Annotated in this window: 14 protein-coding genes; all 14 read left to right on the top strand. The window is 29.1% G+C overall.

The genetic code is table 4. The annotated features are described in order from the left end of the window. Position 1 precedes the first annotated feature (1 nt). The 14 genes from P695_RS0101860 (at position 2) to P695_RS0101785 (ending at position 21292) form a co-directional block, all read left to right on the top strand. A complete protein-coding gene (locus P695_RS0101860) occupies positions 2-2935 on the top strand; it encodes a DNA polymerase III subunit alpha (RefSeq protein ID WP_028126593.1) in 2934 nt (977 codons plus the stop codon). Next, a complete protein-coding gene (locus P695_RS0101855; protein ID WP_028126592.1) occupies positions 2935-3645 on the top strand; it encodes a class I SAM-dependent methyltransferase in 711 nt (236 codons plus the stop codon). Before P695_RS0101860 ends, P695_RS0101855 begins: the two co-directional genes overlap by 1 nt. A gap of 12 nt (positions 3646-3657) precedes the next feature. After that, positions 3658-6372: a DNA polymerase I gene (polA, locus tag P695_RS0101850; protein WP_028126591.1), complete on the top strand. Its 2715-nt coding sequence runs from the start codon at positions 3658-3660 to the stop codon at positions 6370-6372. A 7-nt stretch (positions 6373-6379) separates the two neighbouring features. Then, entirely contained in the window at positions 6380-7207 is an 828-nt protein-coding gene (gene mutM, locus P695_RS0101845) for a DNA-formamidopyrimidine glycosylase (protein ID WP_028126590.1), read from the top strand. A 179-nt stretch (positions 7208-7386) separates the two neighbouring features. After that, complete coding sequence (locus P695_RS0101840) at positions 7387-8586, top strand: replication initiation and membrane attachment family protein (RefSeq protein ID WP_028126589.1); 1200 nt, start codon at positions 7387-7389, stop codon at positions 8584-8586. 15 nt (positions 8587-8601) lie between these two features. Next, positions 8602-9567, top strand: coding sequence for an AAA family ATPase (locus P695_RS05865; protein WP_051437335.1), 966 nt, complete (start codon positions 8602-8604; stop codon positions 9565-9567). Between the two features lie 283 nt (positions 9568-9850). Continuing rightward, complete coding sequence (locus P695_RS05380) at positions 9851-10780, top strand: hypothetical protein (RefSeq protein ID WP_051437333.1); 930 nt, start codon at positions 9851-9853, stop codon at positions 10778-10780. 1 nt (position 10781) lies between these two features. Next, the gene (locus tag P695_RS0101820) at positions 10782-12116 is read left to right on the top strand and encodes an SGNH/GDSL hydrolase family protein (protein ID WP_028126588.1); all 1335 of its coding nucleotides are present in this window, start codon (positions 10782-10784) and stop codon (positions 12114-12116) included. Then, positions 12116-14023 carry a Vmc-like lipoprotein signal peptide domain-containing protein gene (locus tag P695_RS0101815; RefSeq protein WP_028126587.1) on the top strand — a complete coding sequence of 636 codons (1908 nt, stop codon included), beginning with the start codon at positions 12116-12118 and terminating at the stop codon, positions 14021-14023. The genes P695_RS0101820 and P695_RS0101815 overlap by 1 nt, the downstream gene beginning before the upstream one ends. Positions 14024-14300: 277 nt before the next feature. Further along, positions 14301-15314: a type I glyceraldehyde-3-phosphate dehydrogenase gene (gene gap / locus P695_RS0101805; RefSeq protein WP_028126586.1), complete on the top strand. Its 1014-nt coding sequence runs from the start codon at positions 14301-14303 to the stop codon at positions 15312-15314. A gap of 108 nt (positions 15315-15422) precedes the next feature. Then, a complete protein-coding gene (locus P695_RS0101800) occupies positions 15423-16634 on the top strand; it encodes a phosphoglycerate kinase (RefSeq protein WP_028126585.1) in 1212 nt (403 codons plus the stop codon). A gap of 77 nt (positions 16635-16711) precedes the next feature. Beyond that, on the top strand, positions 16712-17467 hold the full coding sequence (locus tag P695_RS0101795) for a hypothetical protein (RefSeq protein WP_028126584.1): 756 nt from the start codon (positions 16712-16714) through the stop codon (positions 17465-17467). A gap of 544 nt (positions 17468-18011) precedes the next feature. Beyond that, positions 18012-20303, top strand: coding sequence for a BspA family leucine-rich repeat surface protein (locus P695_RS05860; protein ID WP_146063655.1), 2292 nt, complete (start codon positions 18012-18014; stop codon positions 20301-20303). 302 nt (positions 20304-20605) lie between these two features. Continuing rightward, the gene (locus P695_RS0101785; protein WP_028126583.1) at positions 20606-21292 is read left to right on the top strand and encodes a hypothetical protein; all 687 of its coding nucleotides are present in this window, start codon (positions 20606-20608) and stop codon (positions 21290-21292) included. The last annotated feature ends 336 nt before the right edge of the window (positions 21293-21628 follow it).

The following is a 21628-nucleotide window of genomic DNA, read 5'->3' as shown; positions in this document are numbered from 1 at the left end:
AATGAAATTTTCACCACAATTGAATGTTAGAACTGAATATAATTTTCAAGAGTCTTTAATTAAAATTAAAGATTACATTTCCTTTGCTAAAACACAAAATTTTGACTTTGTGTTTTATGCTGAAAAACATTCAATGTATGGTGTTGCTAGTTTTTATACCCAAGCTAAAGAAAATAATTTAAAACCAATTATTGGTTTAGCAATTGATAATCCACAAACAAATAAGACCACGCTTTTATATGCCAAAAATAAAATTGGTTATCAAAATTTGTGCTTTCTATCAACGTGATTAATGGAAAACATTTTCACAAATTTTGATGAAAATTTTTGAACTATTTTCAATCAAGCACTGGATGGTAATATTTTGATTTCAGAAGATGAGGAAATTATCAAAGCATATCCGACATTAGTTGAACAATTAAATATTCCTAAAATTAGTTATCTAGCACAAAATGAATATGAACATTTTGTTGTTTTATCTGCCATTAAAAATAACCAAACCATTAAAGAAATTACTAACGTTCAAAATGAACATTATTTTTCTGATCAAGAAATGCAACAAAAATACAATGTTGATCAAACTGCAAAAATTACGAACATTGCAGCATCATGCAACCTTACTTTATTTGCCCAAATTGAAGATTATCATATTGCTAATTTTAAAACTCCCAATAATTTACCATCCAATGTGTTTTTAAAACAGTTGTGTCATGAAGCTTTAATGAAACACTTTGAGAAAAATAAAACAACCATCAATCGACAAGTATATCTTGATCGTTTGGAATTTGAATTAACAGTTGTTGATAAAATGAACTTCAATAATTATTTTTTAATTGTTTGAGATTATGTCAATTTTGCGCGCAGTCAAAATATTGTGGTTGGTCCTGGTCGTGGTTCTAGTGCTGGTTCATTAATTGCCTTTTTATTAGAAATCACCCAAATCGACCCAATTAAATATGACTTATTATTTGAACGTTTTTTAAATCCTGAACGAGCGACGATGCCTGATATTGACATTGATTTTCAAGATGATCGTCGGGAAGAAGTTGTTGAATATTTATTTAATAAATATGGTGCTTATAATGTGGCGACGATTTCTACCTTTCAAACCATTGGGGCTAAATCAGCGATTCGCGATGTCGCAAGAGCTTATGAAATCAATTTAGAAATTGTGAATGCCATTACTAAAAATATTGATTTAATTTATCAAAATGATTTAGCAGCAGCGATTGCTAATAATAGTTATTTACAACAATACGAAAAAGAGTATCCCGAACTTTTTGAGATGGGTAAAATTTTAATTGGTTTACCTCGTCAAACTAGTACACATGCCGCTGGAGTGATTTTAGCAGATTTGGATTTAAGAAATATTCTCCCAATTAAACTCGGACATAATGGAATTTATCAAACCCAATTTGATATGAATTTTTTAGAAGCTCTTGGCTTAATTAAAATGGATTTGTTAGGTTTAAGAAACCTCACAACTTTACAGATGATTCAAAATAACATTTTAAGAAGTCGCCAAATAAAAATTGATTTAAGCAAAATAGATTTAGATTTAAAAGAGGTTTTTGAAACTTTAAATAGTGGTGATACTTCAGGTATTTTTCAATTAGAATCTCCGGGAATGACTAATGTCATCAAAAAAATGCAAGTCAATTCGATTGAAGATATGTCGATTGTTTCTGCTTTATTTAGACCTGGTCCGCAAGATATGATTGATGACTTTATCCAAAGAAAAAAAGGTAAAGTAAAAAAATATTTAATTGATCCGACCTTGGGTGATATTTTAAATCCAACTTTTGGGATTATTGTTTATCAAGAACAAGTTATTCAAATTTTACAAAAAGTTGCTAATTTTTCATTAGCAAAAGCCGACATTGTCAGAAGAGCGATGGGTAAAAAGCAAGCTCAATATATGGAAGAAGTAAAAGCAGAATTTATTGAACAAGCAATCAAAAACAATTACCAAGCAGAGAAAGCTGAAATTATTTGAAATTGAATTGAAAAATTTGCCTCATATGGTTTTAATAAATCACATTCCATTGCTTATTCATATATTAGTTACTGATTAGCTTATTTTAAAACTAAATATCCAGCAGAATTTTATGCTGCTTTATTAAGTGGTGTGATTGGAAATGAACATAAAACTGCCCAATATTTAAACGATGCTAAAAAAAGAGGGGTGGCGATTAAAAGTCCGAATGTTGCTAACATGAGCTTTAATTACAATTCAAGTCAAAAATTATTGTTTTTACCTTTAATTACGATTAAAGGCATTGGCAATGAATTTGTCAGAAAATTAAGAGAAACTTACGAAGAAGATAAAAATTTATTTAGTTCAATTTTTTATTTTGTGACTAGAATGTTGAGCAAAGGTTTGAATAAAAATCTCTTTAAATCATTAGTTTGATCTGGAGCTTTTGATGCTTTTAAATATAGTCGTCAAACATTAGAAAATAATCTTGAACAAATTTTTACTTTTGCTGAATTCAATAAAAATTCTTTAGTCATTGACACAGAATTAATCCCTATTTTAGAACCAGAAAAAGATCGTCCTGAAATCGTTTCAGCAAAAGAAAAAGAAGTTTTAGGATTTTATGTTTCCACTCACCCAATGACTATGATTAAACACGAAAATGAAAAACTAAAACCATTACCCATTGAGTTCATCAAAGAAAACCAAGGTTTCACGAGAATTATTGGTGAAATCCAGAACATCCGTATTTTAAAAGATAAAAATCAAAATGATATGGCATTTATGGAAATAGCCGATGAAACTGACGCCCTTTCTGTGACCATCTTTGCTTCAACATTTGAAGATGTGAAAGAAAAAATTAAACTTGGTTCAGTTCTGGCATTGGATGTTAAAATAGAAAAGTATAAAGGTAAAGTTTCTGCGAGTTTACTGAAAATAGTTAAGGTCATTAAATAATGGAATCAACATATCAAGCACTAAGTGCTTTGGTTTATAATTTCACAAATGGGGTAAATCATGACATTGATGGTGACATCACTTTTTATAAACCACACCTTTTACCTTTAGAAGAACCAATTTTAGAATTAGGGACTGGTAATGGTCGTTTTCTGATTCCATTTTTAAGGTATGGCTTAAAAATGGAAGGATTAGAAAATTCACCAGCGATGTTAGAACTTTTAAAACAAAATTTACATGACTATGGTGTGCAAACAACAATTCATAATTTAGATGTTTTAAAAATGGATTTCAATCAACAATTTAAAGCGGTTTTATTTACGAACGGATTTTTAAATTTGCTTTTAAATGAAACAAATATGCAGTTAGCTTTAAGAAAAACTTATCAAGCTTTAACCCCGAATGGTTTTGTGATGATTGATTTGATTTATCCTCAACAATTTGTTCAAGGCAAAGAAATTAAAAACATTTTTGTCATTGATGGGCAGGAAATTATCGTCACTAATAGTTTTCAAAACATTAATCTTGTCCAGAAAACCACCACAAACATTATCCGATATCAAAGTGGTGATCAGATTGAAACACAAAATTTTCAATTAACTTGAATTGAGCAAACTAACATTGCTGCAATGTTAAAGGAAATTGGTTTTTCTCAAATTGAGTTTTTTAAACAAAGTGAGCATACAATTATAGTTAAAGCATATAAATAAAAAAGGAGAAATATGGCAAAACAAATTCTTTTAATTGATGGAAATTCATTAATTTATCGAGCGCATCACGCAAACAGTTACCAAGGACGGGGTGCTTATTTAACTACTTCAAATGGTGTCCCAACAGCTGCTGTTTACTCTTTTGCTAATATGCTTTTGAATATTTTAAAAAATAACGACTTTTACGATGTTAAAGTTGCTTTTGATAAAGGCAAACAAACTTTTAGACATGAACATTTAGAAAATTATAAAGCCGGGAGAAGTGCAACACCAGAAGAATTAATTCCGCAATTCAAATTAGTAAGAGATTTATTAACGGCGATGAATATCCAATGATTTGAATTAGAAAATTTTGAAGCTGATGATATTATTGGAGCACTAACAAAACAAATTGAAGCTCTTGATGATGAATATGAAGTCAGAATTTTAACTAGTGATAAAGATATGTATCAAGTGATTTCATCAAAAACCAAACTCTTAAAACCAAAATCTGGAACTAGTGAATTAATTGTTTATGGGTTAGAAGAGTTACAAAATGATTGAAATATTACCCCTAATCAAGTTCCTGATTTAAAAGGGTTGATGGGTGATAATTCCGATAACTTAAAAGGTGTTAGTGGGATTGGTGAAAAAACCGCAATCAAACTAATTAGTGAATTTGGTTCAATTGAAAATATTTACACTAATATCGAAGGAATCAAAGGGAGTGTCAAGGATAAATTAATTGCTGACAAAGATTCGGCTTTTTTAACAAGAATGGTCGCCACAATTGTGACTGATTTTGCTATTCCCGGTTTTGTGATTGAAGCTTTAAAATTGAATTTAAAAACCTTGCATGAATTTCTTGTGCAATATGAAATGTTTTCGATTGCAAAAAAAATTGGATTTAAGGAAATTAAACCAGAACAAAAAATTGAATTCAAAATTATTGATCAATGATCAAAAGATTTTGAAGCCGAAGAGAATTTCATTTATGTCGAATCATTAAACCCCAATTACCATCAAGATAAAATTGTTGGGATCGCAATTGTGAATGAAAAAGGCAATTTTTATATTAATAAAAATGCATCCCAAATTCAATTAAAATTTTTTGAAGAATTCAATGAAAAAACAACTTTTGATCAACAGTTAAATCAATTTCTAAATAATCCTAACTTAACTAAAAACACATTTGATTTGAAAAAAACTATCACTTTATTAAAAAATGAAGGTTATGAAGTTTGTGATCAAAGTTTTGTTTATGACATGATGATTGCTGTTTATGATTTGGATTCAACTATTCCTTCGAACTTGCAAATTCAAACCAACTTCATTGATAAAACAATTATTTTAGAAAGTGATGAAATCATTTTTGGTAAAGGTGTCAAAAAAACAGCAAACATTGATTTGAAAACAAAAGCCAAGTTTATTGTTGAAAAAGCATGAATGATTCAACAATTAAAACCCATCATTTTAAAAACATTAAAAGATAATAACCAATTAAACTTATATCAAAAAATTGATTTACCTTTTGCTTTTGTTTTAAAAGATATTGAACAAACTGGTGTCAAAATTGATTTACCAGAATTAGCACAACAAACCAATGACACGATCACTAAAATTGCTGAAATTGAAAAAACTGTTTTTGCGATGATGAATTATCAAGTAGATGAACAAATTAATTTAGCATCACCCAAACAATTACAAAAGTTACTGTTTGAAGATTTAAAGTTACCAAATCTTGATAAAGGTAGCACCGGGAGAGAAACTTTAGATAAACTAAAGCATCTTCACCCGATTGTTGATTTAATTATTGAACACCGTAAGTATGCTAAATTGTATTCCACTTATTTGAAAGGTTTTGAAAAATATATTTTTATTGATCAAAAAGTGCATACGATTTTTAACCAAACATTAACTAACACCGGCAGATTGAGTTCGATGGAACCAAATCTGCAAAACATTTCCATCAGAGATGATGACCAAAAACAAGTCAGAAAGATTTTTATCACCGAACCTGGTAAAACATTTTTTAGTTTTGATTACTCACAAATTGAATTACGTGTTTTAGCCCAGATTGCTCCCGAACATCAAATGTTAGAAATTTTTAAGGCTCATGGAGATATTCATACTGAAGCTGCTAAAAACATTTTTAAAGTTGATGCATCCCAAGTCACTCCAGACATGCGTCGAGTTGCTAAAGTGTTTAATTTTGGGATTCTTTATGGATTAAGTGATTATGGTTTGGCTAATGATTTAGGGATTTCTATTCCCCAAGCTAAAGAATATATCAATGCATACTATGAGTCATATCCAGATTTAGCAAAATTTAAAACTGCCATTGTCGAATTTGCTAAAGCTAATAATTTTGTCTTAACTGATTCTAACCGTAAAAGATATATTAGTGAATTAAAATCACCAAACCACCAAGTGCGCGAATTTGGGAAACGCATTGCGATTAATATGCCAATTCAAGGAACGGCTGCTGATATTTTAAAAGTTGCAATGATTGAAATCTATTTTGCTTTTGAAAAAAACAATTTCAAAAGCAAAATGGTGGCCCAAATTCATGACGAAATTATTTTTGAGATTGCTGAGCAAGAACAAGCACAAGTCTTACCAATAATTCGTGAAAAAATGTTAAATGCTTATCAAGAATTACTAAACATTGTGCAAAAAACAGAAGAAGTAAAAGTTAATTTAGAAATCAGTGAGTCTTGTGGAGATAATTGATTTGTTTTAAAGTAAGGAAAAAATGCCAGAATTACCAGAAGTTGTGACGGTTGTTAAATTATTAGCACCAAAAATTATTCATCAAACCATTGTTAAATTCGAAATTTATTATCGAAAACTTTTGTGACGCAATGAAGTTGATGATTTTAAACAAAGAGTTGAAAATCAAACGATTCAAAATATTTATAATAAGGGGAAATATATCATTATTGAATTAGAAAATGATGTGATTATTTCACATTTGCGCATGGAAGGGCGTTGAAGTGTGGAACCACAAAAACAATTATCATACAAAGAAAATTGGCTAGAAGCGCAATTTATTTTTCAAGATGGCAATGTTTTAAGATATTATGATTCACGCAAATTTGGGACTTTGGAAATTGTTTCCAAAGCAACATTTTTAAGTGGGGAAGCACTTAAAAATGTCGGTCCAGCAGTTTTAGACCCTAATTTAACCGCTAAATACTTATATGATGTTTTCCGAAAAAACAAAAGACCAATTAAAACAGTTTTATTGGATCAAAGTATCATAGCTGGGATTGGAAATATTTATGATAATGAGATTTTATTTGCTGCTAAAATCAACCCTTTGACATTGGCTAATCAAATTAGTTTAAAAAAGGTTGAAAATATTTTAAAACATGCCCATAATATAATAGAACATTCAATAAGCGTTGGCGGCACAACAATTCACTCGTTTGCACCACAAAAAGACGTTATTGGAGGATATCAAGACTTTTTAAAAGTACATGGCAGAGAGAAGCAAGAGTGCTATGTATGTCAAACAAAGATTGAAAAGATGAAAATCCAAGGGAGAGGGACTTATTTTTGTCCATTTTGCCAAAAATAACGTTGAAAAGACGTTTTAAAAATTGCTTTTTTACAATGTGGAAAAGTGTAAATATTCAAATAAATCAACTCAAATAAGGGTTTTAAAATTTGCTAAAAACTAATTAAAAATATTCTCACACTTAACATTTTTTTTTATTTTTTATCCATTATTATTTATGTAGCAAGGAGGGCTAATCTATGGAAAAAACAACTATGATATATTCAATTGAGTTAAAAGATTCAGACATTTTAGCTCAACAACCAAACCTAGTTACTTTATACCAACCAATCATTGGATCATCAGCGGTTGGACTCTACCATTCGCTATTTAATGAGTACAAAACACTAAGAAAATTAAAATTAAAATTAGAAACACCAAGACTGAATAAGATTTCTGGTTTAACTGAGAAACAATTTGCCGACGATCTTAAAAAACTAGAAAGTTTAAGGTTAGTGAAAACTTTAGTTTCTAAAAATGGGAAATCAATTATTTACCAAATTTTTGCTCCATTAGATATTGAAGAATTTTTTAACAATGCGATGTTTGAACAAGCATTAACTAAAAAAATCGGTTTAGAAAACTTAGAAATTATTAAATTTACTAATCAAGAAGTGGTTTCTAAAAACATTAACGAATCAGAATATGATGAAGTCACTGCCATTTTTGAAGATGTTTTTGCTGATGAAATTGATGAAATGGAAAACACCCCAACGCTAAGAGAGACTATGGTGGTCCAATTTAAACATAAGAAAAACAGTTTATTTGATAAATTTATTAATGTCGAAATTTTAAACAAAATTTTGATTGAAAATAATGTTGCCCTTGATCTGAAATCAAGACGTAACCAAAAATTATTTGTTGAAGCTTTAACTAAACAGAACTTTACTGAAAAAACCTTGGCCAAATTAATTACTTCAGCATTTAATTTTGAAACAGCTAAAATTGAAACTGAAATTTTTTACAAAAATTTAAACAGTTTAATTGCGAAAAAATTAAAAAAAGATATCAAAGGTATGGAAAACAATTTAACTGCTGAACAAATTGAATATGTGAATTTAATGGAAAACTTAACTCCTGAGGAATATATTTTTGAAATGGCACATCATCTAGCTGATTATGCAACAAGAAAAATGATTGCTATCTTACAAGAAAAATATGCTTTGTTAAATGGACCAATCAATTGTATGATTCAACATTCAATCCACAAAAATAATAAAATAGTGCCAAATTATATTTATAAAATTGCTGATAGTTTAAATACTTATTCAATTAATAAAACAGTTGATGTCCTTTCTTATTTAAATTTTTTTCAAAAAGAAAATAATGAGCATAGTGAGGAATTAGTCCCAATTAATTGAACCAAAACAGATGAGGAGCTAATCGCTTTATTTGAATAAAAGAAAGGAGATTTTATGAAACATCTTAAAACACTAATGGATCAAGTTGCTTTAAATAGTGAATTAAAATCTCTGATTGCTTCTTTAAAAAACATGTTTATTAAAGAAGGCAAAACTGAAGATGATGCAAAATTAATTGTTCAAAAAATCATTGATAATAACCAAATTGTTTTAGAAGATTTTTTGACACATTTTAAAATTTGTACCAAAGCACCAATGACAGAGTGCGAACAATCAAATCCGGGTTACCAAACTTTTATTACTTATGAAAATGGTTTTTTCTATATTCGAACTAAACATTGTGCCCATTGATTTTTTGATAACAAGAATGAAGAATTAAAGAAACATTATTTATATTCAGATTTTGATATTGATAGTTTTTCACTATCTGCCAAAGAATACATTGATCAATTAAGTGGTGATGCTGATATTTTTAATGAAAATGAACAAAAAATCCGTAAACAATTTTTAGATTCAGCGATTACTAAAATTAAAACCAATAAACATAAAGGTTTCTTTTTAACTGGTGAACCTGGAGTTGGTAAAACAACATTGTTAAAAGTTCTAGCTAATGGAATTGCTTCTTTAAAAAGTGAATTTATGACCGTTTCTTTTATTAATGTTGCTCATTTAATGAGTCAGGTGAAAGGTTCAAGTTTTAATGAAAAACGCATTGAAACTCAAAAAAAATTATTTGATAAGTTAAAATATGCTGATGTTTTATTTTTAGATGATATTGGTTCAGAAGTCCCATCAAGCTGATCAAGAGATGATATTTTATTAAATTTATTGAATTTCCGAATGGAAAACAAAAAAATTACTTTCTTCAGTTCCAATTTTTCAATTAAAGAAATTCATAAGCATTACTTTTTAAAAAACCAAGATATGACAGTTGAACAAGTTAAACAAAAACGTTTTATGGAACGTATCCAAGCCTTATCTGAAGAATTTGTCTTACCAGGTAAGTCAAAAAGAAGTTAATAATCATTAAAATTATTATCTCCAAAAAACCACCAAAAGACAAAAACGTTTTTGTCTTTTGGTGGTTTTTTCCTGTTTCTTATTTAAAAAAAGATATAATAATCGTGTAAATTTTTTATTTACACTTCAAGACAATCTTTATGTTGTTGTAATATAGTTTGAAAATATAAAAAGTAGTAAAGCTATTTTTGATATTTTTTTTAAAAAAATAGCAAAGATGTTGTTTCTAATTAAGCTATCTAACACTTCCATAAATCTAAAAATTTTTACAAGAGGTAATTAAATGAAAAAAATACCAATAAAATATAAAATTTTTATTCCATTATTAATTTTATATTTTATCGTGAGCTGAGCTCTGATTATTCCCGGGATGGGACTTGATGCTAAATTATTTATTAATTCTGTTTCCAAACAGATTAATCGGATTATGCCGAAAAATAAATATGTTTTAGATCCAAACACAAAAATGTATGATGTCATTATGCATGGACCTGTCAAAAATTCATATATTGCTGATGCAGTTTCCACAATTAATTTTGCCAACCAAGAAGAATATGACATGCATTATGATCAATATATTGCATTTGCAACCAATTGATTTAACAACCGTTGAGGAGCAACAATTAAAAACAAAGAAGCAATTGATTTTAATGATGTGGCTAATGACATGATTACTTTTGATGAAGCAGTCGCCACTAAATTTCATTCTTTTGGTTTTGTACATACTGGTATTGAATGAATCTTTCATCAAGATGGCATGCAAGAATTGTTTTCATCAAATGTCCAAGCCATGGCTGAACACCAAGATTTTATTTGAACACAAGAATATTATGATGACCAAATTGAACTGGAAATGCTGCCAGAAATGTTAGGTTTACGAGTTAAAAATTCAATTGGTGCAAGCATTGTGAATAACAAAGTGTGATTTTTAAATAAACAAGTTGATTCACTAAAATTTGCCTTGAGTATGCAAATTTTAGAAAAACCATTTCTCGATAAAACTTTACAAGCATCTGATGTTACATCATATGTTGGGATTAATGATCTTTATCACCCTAACTTTGCACTAACAAAAAACTTAATGAAAGCAGCAACTATTCACTGATTATTAAGTTTTGCCATTGTGACATCAGCAACAGTTTATTTAGTTCTTAAAATTAAAAAAATTAAAAACACAAATAAAATGTTGCACATTCCAGCGGAGGTCAAATAAGATGAAAAAATTATTAAGCTGATTAACCCCAATTTTATTTGTTCTACCAGTGGTGGCAACGACTGTTGCATGTTTTCAAAAAACACCAATTAATCCCCATGAAAATCCGCTATATATTGGGCGAAATATTAATAAAAGTAATGCTATTGATAGTAGCAAACAAACAACATCAGGTTTTACCAACTACTTTGTAGTTGGTGATAGTTTATCTGATGTTGATGGTTTAGGAACTTTGGCCAATGATAAATTTGGCAGTGACTTACTTGAAATCACCGTTAAAACTGGCGGGGTTGGATATGGAGATAATAATCAAGCTGATAAAAATGGGCATAATGCCTTTACTAATGGAGTCACTGCCGGATATTTATTAACAGAAAAACTAGGTTTTGAAGAATTTGAGATGAAACCTAGTAATATATATACAAAGGAACCAAAACATGCTGCTGATTTTCAACGTACTAAAATGATTTATGGTAAAAATTATGCAGTTGGTGGTGCCACTGCTGGGAAACTTGCTTTTCCTACTTCTCTGCTTCTAAATGAAGCCACAATTGACGTTCAAACCAAAGCATTACTTCAACAACACCAAATTAAAGATCAAGATTTAGTGTTTATGGAAATTGGGGGTAATGATCTCTTTTCTTTAATTGGTTTTGAACCAGGAGATGATGAACATCGCGACAAGTTTATGCAAGATGCAATTAATCGTATTCGCATAGCATTATTTAATTTATTAAATAATGGTGTTAAACATATTATTTTCATGACCCCTCCAAGTATGAATTTTGTCCCTCGTTATGGACAACATTTTGATGATAATTTTAAACCAATTCAAGGTGATACAGAAGCGCTTCGTATTTTAGAAATTTGCCAAAAATTTTATCAAGGTATTATGCAAGTTTTGAACCAAGTCAAACAATATTATCCAGATGTTGTGAAATTATTTGATCTTTTCCAAGATGCAGTGATGAGAGAGTTGCAAAATGACTTCAAAGCAACAAGACCAGAAAGTGAACAAACCAAAGTTAATTTTAAAGAAAGTTTTTCTAAAGATGCTAGTTTTGAAATTAAAATTGATGGGCAAGCACTTGCATTAAGTGGGATGAATTGACAAAGTTTAGTCACAGATCAAGATGCACAAAGAGCATTTATCGCTACCAGACAACAAACCAGTCAAATTAAATTAGAAGTGACCATTAAAGCTAACGAAAACCCAAACCATGCTGGACAAAACATCGATAATTATTTCTTCACAGATTTTGTTCACCCAACTAAAGGAGTACATCAAATGTTTGCTGACAAACTATTCGAGATTGCTAAAGGAATTAAAAAATAATGAAAAAGTTATTAACCATCTTAGGGGTGATGATGATTGGTTCATCATCAGTTGCCACTTTAGTTAGTTGCACTAACAACACTATTACCAAACAACAACTTAGTGACCAAGACTTAACAAGATATTTACAAGAAACTGCTAAAATTGCTTATTTAAGTAAAACAAAAGGATATGATGCTAATTATTTGTTTGAAACTTTTGTTGCTCATCAAAAAAGTAATGGTCAAAATTTCAAACAAATTCAAGAGCAATTATTTACTAAGCAAGTTGTTGCTCAAGAAATTGAGTTGAAAGAAGGAAAGAAACCTGACAAAAGTACGAGTCTTCCTTTGGATATGCTTGCTAAAATTATCAAAATGGGTTCTGATAAAAATACTTTTTTAATGATCGCCAAATTAATTCCAGCAATTCTACCAGGTTTTCATCTTGATGGTGAAAATGGACTTGGGGGGATGTTAGAAAAATTGTTAACCAAAGATGATATCAACTATTTCAGTGCTAGTTTAGGTAATGAAAAATATCAAAACAAAACCTTTCAAGAAGCCATTGATATTTCTTTAATCAAATTTGTGAATGCAATCAATAAAATTATTGGTGTTCAAACTAATAAATTTGATGAAACTGAAACAAGTGCTAGTGGGTTAAAAGATGCGGCTTTAAAAAGTTTAGTTAAAAATTTAAACCAATTTATTCAAGAAAAACAACCACTTAATCTGACTGTTTTATCTAATTTAAAAGAGATTGCTGATATCATCGATTTTGTTAGATTGTTATTGATTTATATTAATGTGATTAATAAGGAAAAAGAACCAATCACTTGAGAAAGATTAAATGGAGAAAATGGTATCTTAAATTCACCAATTAATTCTAATGAAGTTGATTTTAAAACTATCCTTAGTGGACTTGGTAACAATGTCAAAACACAAAACTTATTCAAAGGTTTATTTTGAAGCCAAGAAACCTACCAAACAATGAATGGACTTGGGGATATTGGTAAATTTATGGAGAATTTTGATAATGAAAATTATGATGAAAAAGGTTTCACACCGATTTTCAAAGCTTTAATTAATGCATTTATACCTGGAATTGGTGGTTATATTACTGGACTTTTGGGAATTGTTTCGACAAATACACCAATAGGATCTGAAACTATAGCTGGTTTAGCTCAAAAATTCCCAGATTTAGTTATTGGGTTTCTACCTAGTTCTATTCCGAAAAATTTTAAAGAGATGTTGAAAAGAATGATGAAATATAAACAGTTATTTCTTCAACCATGAGAGTTTTTATGATCTGCAGATTTTATTCAAGCACTCACTGAAAAAGAAAGTATCAAAAATCATAATATTTTAACTGCACCATTAACTGAATTAACTGGTTGAACATCAATTTTTCAATACCAATTATCACCAACAACTTCTATCCAAAGCATCATTAATAAAATCACTACTCAAACTGGAAATTTTAAAATCAATTTTAATAACTTACAAAATGTAATCAAAAATATTCCAGAATTAATTAAAGTGATTAAAAATCCAAAATATCCAGCTTCTAATCTTGGAGTTAATGGTAATGCTTTTGTGAAAGGTAGCTTTTTTGACGGTTTATTTAACACCCTTGCTGATTTTCAAGGATTTGCTGGCTTCATTGAAAGTATTGCTCATGGTAAAACAACTTACCAAAATGAGCAAAACAGGTTAGCAACAGAAATGTTGGCAGCTTGAAAAGATGTGGAAGTTACTAAAACTTTCATAGCTGATGGATATTATGTGTTTAATTTTAATGAACCAATGCAAGATAAAAGAAGTGTTAGTTATGTTGATGGCAAATCAAGACTTGAAAAAATTAAAATTAAACTCAACAAAGTTAATCATAAAAACGAAATTTTAGAAATTAATTTTGATGATTAAAACACCAACTAAAGCAATGATAAATATAGATTTTCTTGTCAACAAGAAAATCTTTTTTGTGTTTTTTCAAAAACCAAGATCAAAAACAAACATAAAATTATCCAAACAAAGTTGGGCAAAAGATTAATTAACGTCATAAAATAAAAATTTATGGTCATCTTTTAAAATATTGGCATTAATTAAGCAACTTTTATTGAGTTTTTAGGGGGTTTAAGCAAAAAAAAAGATGATTTTCTTTTTACAAAAAGTTATAATATCCCTTGTATAGGAGAAAAATATGGCAAAAAAAGTTGCAATTAACGGATTCGGAAGAATCGGACGTCTAACATTCAGACAATTATGAGAAAAAGGTGTTGATATCGTTGCGATTAACGATTTAACAGACACAAAAACTTTAGCTTACTTATTAGAATTTGATTCAGCACATGGAAAATTCCACGAAGGTAAAATTACTTTTGGAGAAGGATTTATTATTGTTGATGGTAAAAAAGTAGAAATTTTCGCTGAGAAAGATGCTGCTAATTTACCTTGAGGTAAATTAGGAGTTGATGTAGTAATCGAATCAACAGGATTTTACACAAGCAAAGATAAAGCAGAAGCTCACATTAAAGCGGGAGCAAAAAAAGTAGCTATTTCAGCACCAGCAACAGGTGACTTAAAAACTATCGTTTATGGTGTAAACCACAAAGACTTAACTAACAATGACACAATTATTTCAGGAGCTTCATGTACAACAAACTGTTTAGTACCAATGGTTAAAGTTTTAGATGATGCTTTCGGAATTGAAAAAGGTTTAATGACTACAATTCATGCAGTAACTAATGACCAAAAATTATTAGATTTACCGCACTCAGATTTACGTCGCGGACGTGCAGCGGCATGAAACATTGTTCCAACAACCACAGGAGCAGCTGTCGCAGTTTCTTTAGTTTTACCAAACATGAAAGGTAAACTAGATGGATACTCATTACGTGTTCCAATGATTACTGGATCAATTACTGACTTATCAGTTGAATTAAACAAAAATGTGACAGTTCAAGAAGTTAACCAAGTAGTTAAAGATGCTGTTGCAAAAAACAAAGACTTAGGAACAGCTATGGAATACAATGAACGTGGAATTGTTTCATCAGATATTATTGGTTCACACTTTGGATCAATCTTTGATGGAACTTTAACAAAAGTTGTTGAAGTAAATGGAAAACAAATGGTTAAAGTATTTTCATGATACGATAATGAAAGTTCATATACTTCACAATTAGTAAGAACTGTAATTCACTGAATGTCTTTATAAAAACTTAAGAGAAATTTAATTTAAAAGTTAAAAGCGCTACTAGATGTGTCGCTTTTTCTTTATTTAATTTCAGAAAATAGTAAAATTAATAAGTATTAGGAGAAAAAAATGGATTACAACAAAAAGAAAACATTGCAAGATATCCAAGTTGCAAATAAGAAAGTGTTGGTGCGTGTCGATTTTAACGTTCCATTAAGTAATGGAAAAATCACAGATGATAATCGTATTCAAGCATCACTACCAACTATTAAATATTTAGTTCAACAACAAGCTAAAGTAGTTTTATTTTCACATTTAGGACGCATTAAAAGTGAAGATGATAAAAAAACTAAATCATTAGCCCCAGTGGCACTACGTTTAGAAAAATTATTAGGACAAAAAGTTAACTTTATTGCTCAAACCAGAGGAGAAGAACTAGAAAACGCCATTGAAAATATGAAAAATGGGGAAATTGTTTTAATTGAAAATACACGTTTTGAAGACGTTAAAAATAATGAAGTTGTGAAATATGAATCTAAAAATAATCCTGAATTAGGAAAATATTGAGCAAGTTTAGGAGAGGTGTTTGTGAACGATGCTTTCGGAACATCACACCGTGCTCATGCATCAAATGTTGGAATTTCAACATACATTCCCGTTTCAGCGATTGGTTTTTTAGTGGAACAAGAACTAAAAATGTTAGCTAAAGGAATTGATAATCCAGAACGTCCATTTGTGGCGATTTTAGGGGGCGCAAAAGTTTCTGATAAAATTGGCGTGATTGATAACTTATTAACTAAAGTGGACAAAATTTTAATTGGGGGAGGAATGGCTTATACTTTCTTTGCTGCTCAAGGCCACAAAATTGGTAAATCACTTTTAGAAGCGGATAAAGTTGAAGATGCTAAAAGATATTTAGAAATGGCTCACGGAAAAATTATTTTACCAATTGATTCAGCTAACTCAACAACTTTTAGTAATGAAAAAGCAACATTCTCAGGACCGGATTTACCTGATGATGTGATGGGATTAGATATTGGACCAAAAACAATTGAATTGTTTAAACAACAATTAGTTGGTGCTAAAACTGTCGTGTGAAATGGTCCAATGGGAGTTAGTGAATTTTCTCATTTTGCTCATGGAACCAAAGCAGTTGCTCAAGCAATTGTTGATTTAAAAGGTGCCTTTACTTTAATTGGTGGAGGAGATTCAGCTGCAGCTGCCATTGAATTAGGATTCAAAGATAGTTTTTCTTGAATTTCAACTGGTGGAGGAGCTTCACTTGAATATATGGAAGGTAAAGTGCTTCCGGGAATTGACGCCATTCAAACCAAAAACTAAAATTAGCAATTAATCTAAAAACAAAGATAGTTGGACTATCTTTGTTTATTTTTATTAAAATGATTAAAAGAGGAATTATGCAAGCAAAACCAAAAATGCCTAAATTAAGGGTTGTTGATTTTATTGAAACTGGATGAATATCCAATTTTTGAATTCGTAATCATCAAGTGTTTTTTACAGACACCACCCTTCAACACCAAAAGCATTTTTTGTTAAAGATGGACTTAAACATTCTTTTAGAAAATTTAAAAAATAAAAATACTTGAGAACGTAAATTTATTGCTCACCCTTCACCAATGTTTTCTGATCCTTTGGCACTTTCAAACACCGATTTGCAAGTTGAAAATGTTTTTGCTGATTACATTTTCAATCTTGATGAAAATGCTCAACCAATTTTAGTTACAGAAGAATATTTGTATTTAGGTTCAAACCAGAAATTTAAATTTTATAAACATCTAAAACTGAATCAGACTTTTTATTGAGACCAAGAATTTATTCCTTACAAATACAATCTTAAAAAAATTGTTAATATCAAAACTGAAACAATTTTTTTAACTGAAAATAAAGAAATTATTTATCAAGATGAAATCATTTATATTTCACCAAAAAATTTGATGATTGCTAATTTTGACACTAAAGCCTTTTTAGTTTCTGATGAAGCAACTGGTGAATTATTTTATCTCAACTTAGATAATCTGGCTGAAAAAAACGTCATTTGAAAAGGGGCTTTCTTTTACCGTTTGGAATGTTATGATAAAAAAATTATTATTGGTAAACCCTTAACTCGTGATGGTGAAATTAACTTTTATTTACCGATTAAATTTATTTTTTAATAAGAAAACCAAAAATTTAGCAAATTTGAAATAGGTTCAACCTATTTTTTATTTGAAAAAATTAATTTTTATGTTTTAAAAAACAAAAAAAAGGAGATAATAAAAGCAAGGTTATCGCAAAAAGATAATACGATGAAAATTAGTTTATTATAATATTCCAGAAATAGACATTTATCAAACTTTACATAAATTAATAAAACATAATTTCACCAAGACATAATAATTAAAGTCAGTTTAAACACAAAATTAAATTTTGATTTTTTTACATTATCTAGAGAACTTATGTTTCGATGTCACAACTAATAACTGAAGAATTACAAAGCATCTGTTATGCAAATCTTTATTATTATTGTGCATTCACCACAACTACATATTTAATATAAATTTCAAAATCAAGCATTCGCGATAAACTATTACCATAAACATTTTTTATTATCACTTTTTATAAATCGTGATTTTGAAATACATAAATGATCTATTTTTAAAAAAAGGAAAAAAAGGAGAAATATAGTGAAAAAACTATTAAGCATACTTGCTGGATTAGGTGTTGTTGCGAGGAACAACAGCATCAGTTGTTGCTTGTAACAAACATGAACATAAAAAAATAAACATTAACACACAAATTAAAAATAAAGATTTGGGTGAACTTGACAATAATCAAGAACAAACAATTAGAGATGCAATTGTGAATAAAAATCCAGAAGCTAAATCAGTAACTTTCGATGTTGCCAATATTACTAAAACTGATGCTGACATTATTGGTACGGGGGATTATGAAGGGACTCTAAAAGTTAGCTTTACAACGAAACAAGACATCCATGTTGATATTCAAGCTACTGCTTTGGGTTTGTTAGACAATGAAAATCCAGACACGATTAAACAAGCGATTTTTGATAAAAATCCTAATGCTAAACAAGATACTTTTGATGTCACTCAAATTACAATTAGCCATGCAGAGTTGAAAGGAACTGGACATTATTCAGGAACTGAAGAAGTTACTTATACTGTTAAAAAAGAAATTCATAATTTCATTACCACAACAGAACTAGACCCAATAGAATTAAGTGAAGAATCAATGATTAGAACGGCAATTATTGCTAAAAATCCTGATGCTAAATTAGCAAAATTTACGATCAAAGATATAACTAGAAATAGTGCCACAGTTGTGGGGACAGAGGATTTTTATGGTCAAGTAAATATTTCGTTTCATGCTGCCAAAGGTAATGTTTCTGATCTAAGTAAAGCAATGCAAAAATTTTTAAATCAAGAAGATAAGCAACTTCATACGCTTGCAGAAGTGCAAACGCAAATGAAAATAATTGCCCCTGATGCAGATGATGTTACTATTACTGTCAAAGTCGAGGATCAAAGTATTGGAGCAATTGGTTTTGAGTTTAATGCCAATAAGAGTCAACATTATTTTGATGACATGGTCTTGTATCAAGTTATTAATAAAAATGTGAATAGTAAAACAATTTGCATTGACCCTTTGACAAACAAAATAGTTGAAGTACCCAGTGGTAGTGCTTTACCTGCGAATGTGACCACAATAATTAATATTGGTTGAGAAGAAACCACAAAACAAGCGATTAATCACTTGCCACAAACAGTAACACATCTACCAGATTATATTAGTCCAAATATTTTAAATATTAGTTATTTATTGTCTGGATTGGGAGATGTTGGTGATATTTGTGATTGAGATACAACACACATTGTCAACATGGCCAACCTCTTTGAAAATAATTTAACATTTGATAGTGATATTTCCAATTGAAACACCGCAAATGTTGCTAGTATGGGGAATATGTTTAAGGGAGCTAGTGCATTTAACCAAGACATATCACAGTGAAATACTAGCAATGTCACTGATATGAATAATATGTTTAATGGAGCTAGTGTCTTTAACCAAGATCTTTCTAAATGAAACACATCAAAACTGACTAATTTAGATTTAATGTTCCATCAAGCTACTAATTTTAATGGTAATATTTCCACTTGAAATACGTCTCGGGTGACTACAATGAATCGTGTCTTTAATTCTGCTGCCGCCTTTAACCAAGATGTTTCTAAATGAAACACGACTAACGTAACAATTATGAGTAGTATGTTTGATGGAGCTAGTGCGTTCAATCAAGACTTATCTAAATGAGATACTTCAAAAGTGACTGATATGAGTTATATGTTCCATCAAGCTACTAATTTTAATGGCAATATTACAACTTGAAACACACAAAGTGTCACTAGCATGCAACATATGTTTGATGAAGCCAGTGTCTTTAACCAAGATCTTTCGAAATGAAACACATCAAAAATTACTAATTTAGATTTCATGTTTCATAAAGCCGCTAATTTTAATGGCAATATTTCCACTTGAGATACATCTCAGGTGACTACAATGGATCGCATCTTTAATGGTGCCACTGCTTTTAATCAAGACATTTCTAAATGAAACACGACTAATGTAACAATTATGAGTTGTGTGTTTGATGGAGCTGGTGCATTTGATCAAGACTTATCGAAATGAGATACTTCAAAAGTGACTGATATGAATTATATGTTTCATCTTGCCACTAATTTTAATGGTAATATTACAACTTGAAACACACAAAATGTTACTACTATGAATAGTATGTTTTCGGGTACTACTAAATTTAACCAAGACATTTCTAAATGAAACACCGCTAAAGTAACTCAAATGGATGAAATGTTCAAAGATAATCAAGTTTTTGCTCAAGATTTATCAAAATGAAATGTTGATGCAGTTACTTCGCACCAAAATTTCACAAATAATTCAAATTGACCAAAAGAAAAACAACCACATTTTAAATTATAATTTTAGATAAGTCTTAAAATTATGTAAATAAGAATAAATAATTTTAAGATTATTTTTCTTGATTTAATTGCTAAAATGGCAATTATAAATTTAAAATATGACTTTTTGCAATTTTTGTTAAAGTCATATTTTAAATTACATTGGTGTCTTTATTAGTGTTCAAAAATTTTTAAGATATTTATTTATTTATTTATTTGGTGAGAGTGATATGATAAAAGGGTTATTATTGAGAAATATTATTGAAAAAAGCAACAATTATTTAATATTTATTAATAAAATTTTTTAATTGCTAAGGAGGCAAAATGTTTAATAATTTACTTTCCAGTACAAATGCTGCAATTTTGCTTATTTATTTCATTTGTTCTGCTAGCGGACTGGTTTATGTAATTGTTGGTAAATTTTTTCTTTTAATCAAAGCTAAGAAAACAATGACTTTGTTTTCAGCTCAAGATGTTTTAAATGAAGAATTTTTAGCCAAAAACGAACTTATTTTTCATCAAAAAAAGATTTTTTTTAATTGCTGAACCAATTTTTGAAAACCAAAAATCATTTGGATTAAACCGAAAAATTTAGCAAGTGAAAATCTTTGAATTATTAGTCATTTAGCATCTAATTTAAATACTGCTAATAATTCTATTTTAGAAAATAGAATTAATCGCTGACAATTTTGAGGGATTTATTTTTTAACATTAGTTTGAATTGCAACTTTAATTGGGTCAATTTTATTATTATTGTTATCACCAATGACCGACACGATGGCACAAGGGCGTTTATCTTGGGGAGTGCAAACTGGATTACAAGCACTTGCTATTTTAGGGTGGTTTATCCAAGTGATTATTTTTGTTTGATGAATTAATCTAAATGGTACAAGAAATGACAAAATCATTATGGAAATGAAAAAACATTTACCACAAGAAGACTTAGGAAAACTAACTTTTTTCTTAAAAATACAATCATACATTCCTTTTTCAATTAATCCAATTGTTTAATTAAAAGCTTCATTTTTAATATAGGTTTCCACCTATATTTTTTTATTTTTTTCTTAAATTATTTTTAAATAAAAAGAAAGGTGGATAATTAAATTAAGCTTATCCTTTTAGGGGATAAGGATAATCAAAATAAGTAAACTTCTTTTTACATATATTTAAAATTAAAAATAATATAATTTAACTTCTGATCATTATGACCACGTTATCAATATCAAATGATGTGTTTTTTGCCATATCTTTTAAATTAAATAAAAGCAAAATTTAGATTACTGGGCATAAAAAATTAATTAATAAATATTTATAAAATTAGCAAACTTATTTTAAAAGGAGAAATAA

The sequence above is a fragment of the Williamsoniiplasma lucivorax ATCC 49196 genome (genome assembly GCF_000518285.1).
GTDB lineage: Bacteria > Bacillota_I > Bacilli_A > Mycoplasmatales > Mycoplasmataceae > Williamsoniiplasma > Williamsoniiplasma lucivorax.
The sequence above is the reverse complement of the archived record's forward strand: the minus strand, read 5'-3'. Positions and strand labels throughout refer to the sequence as shown.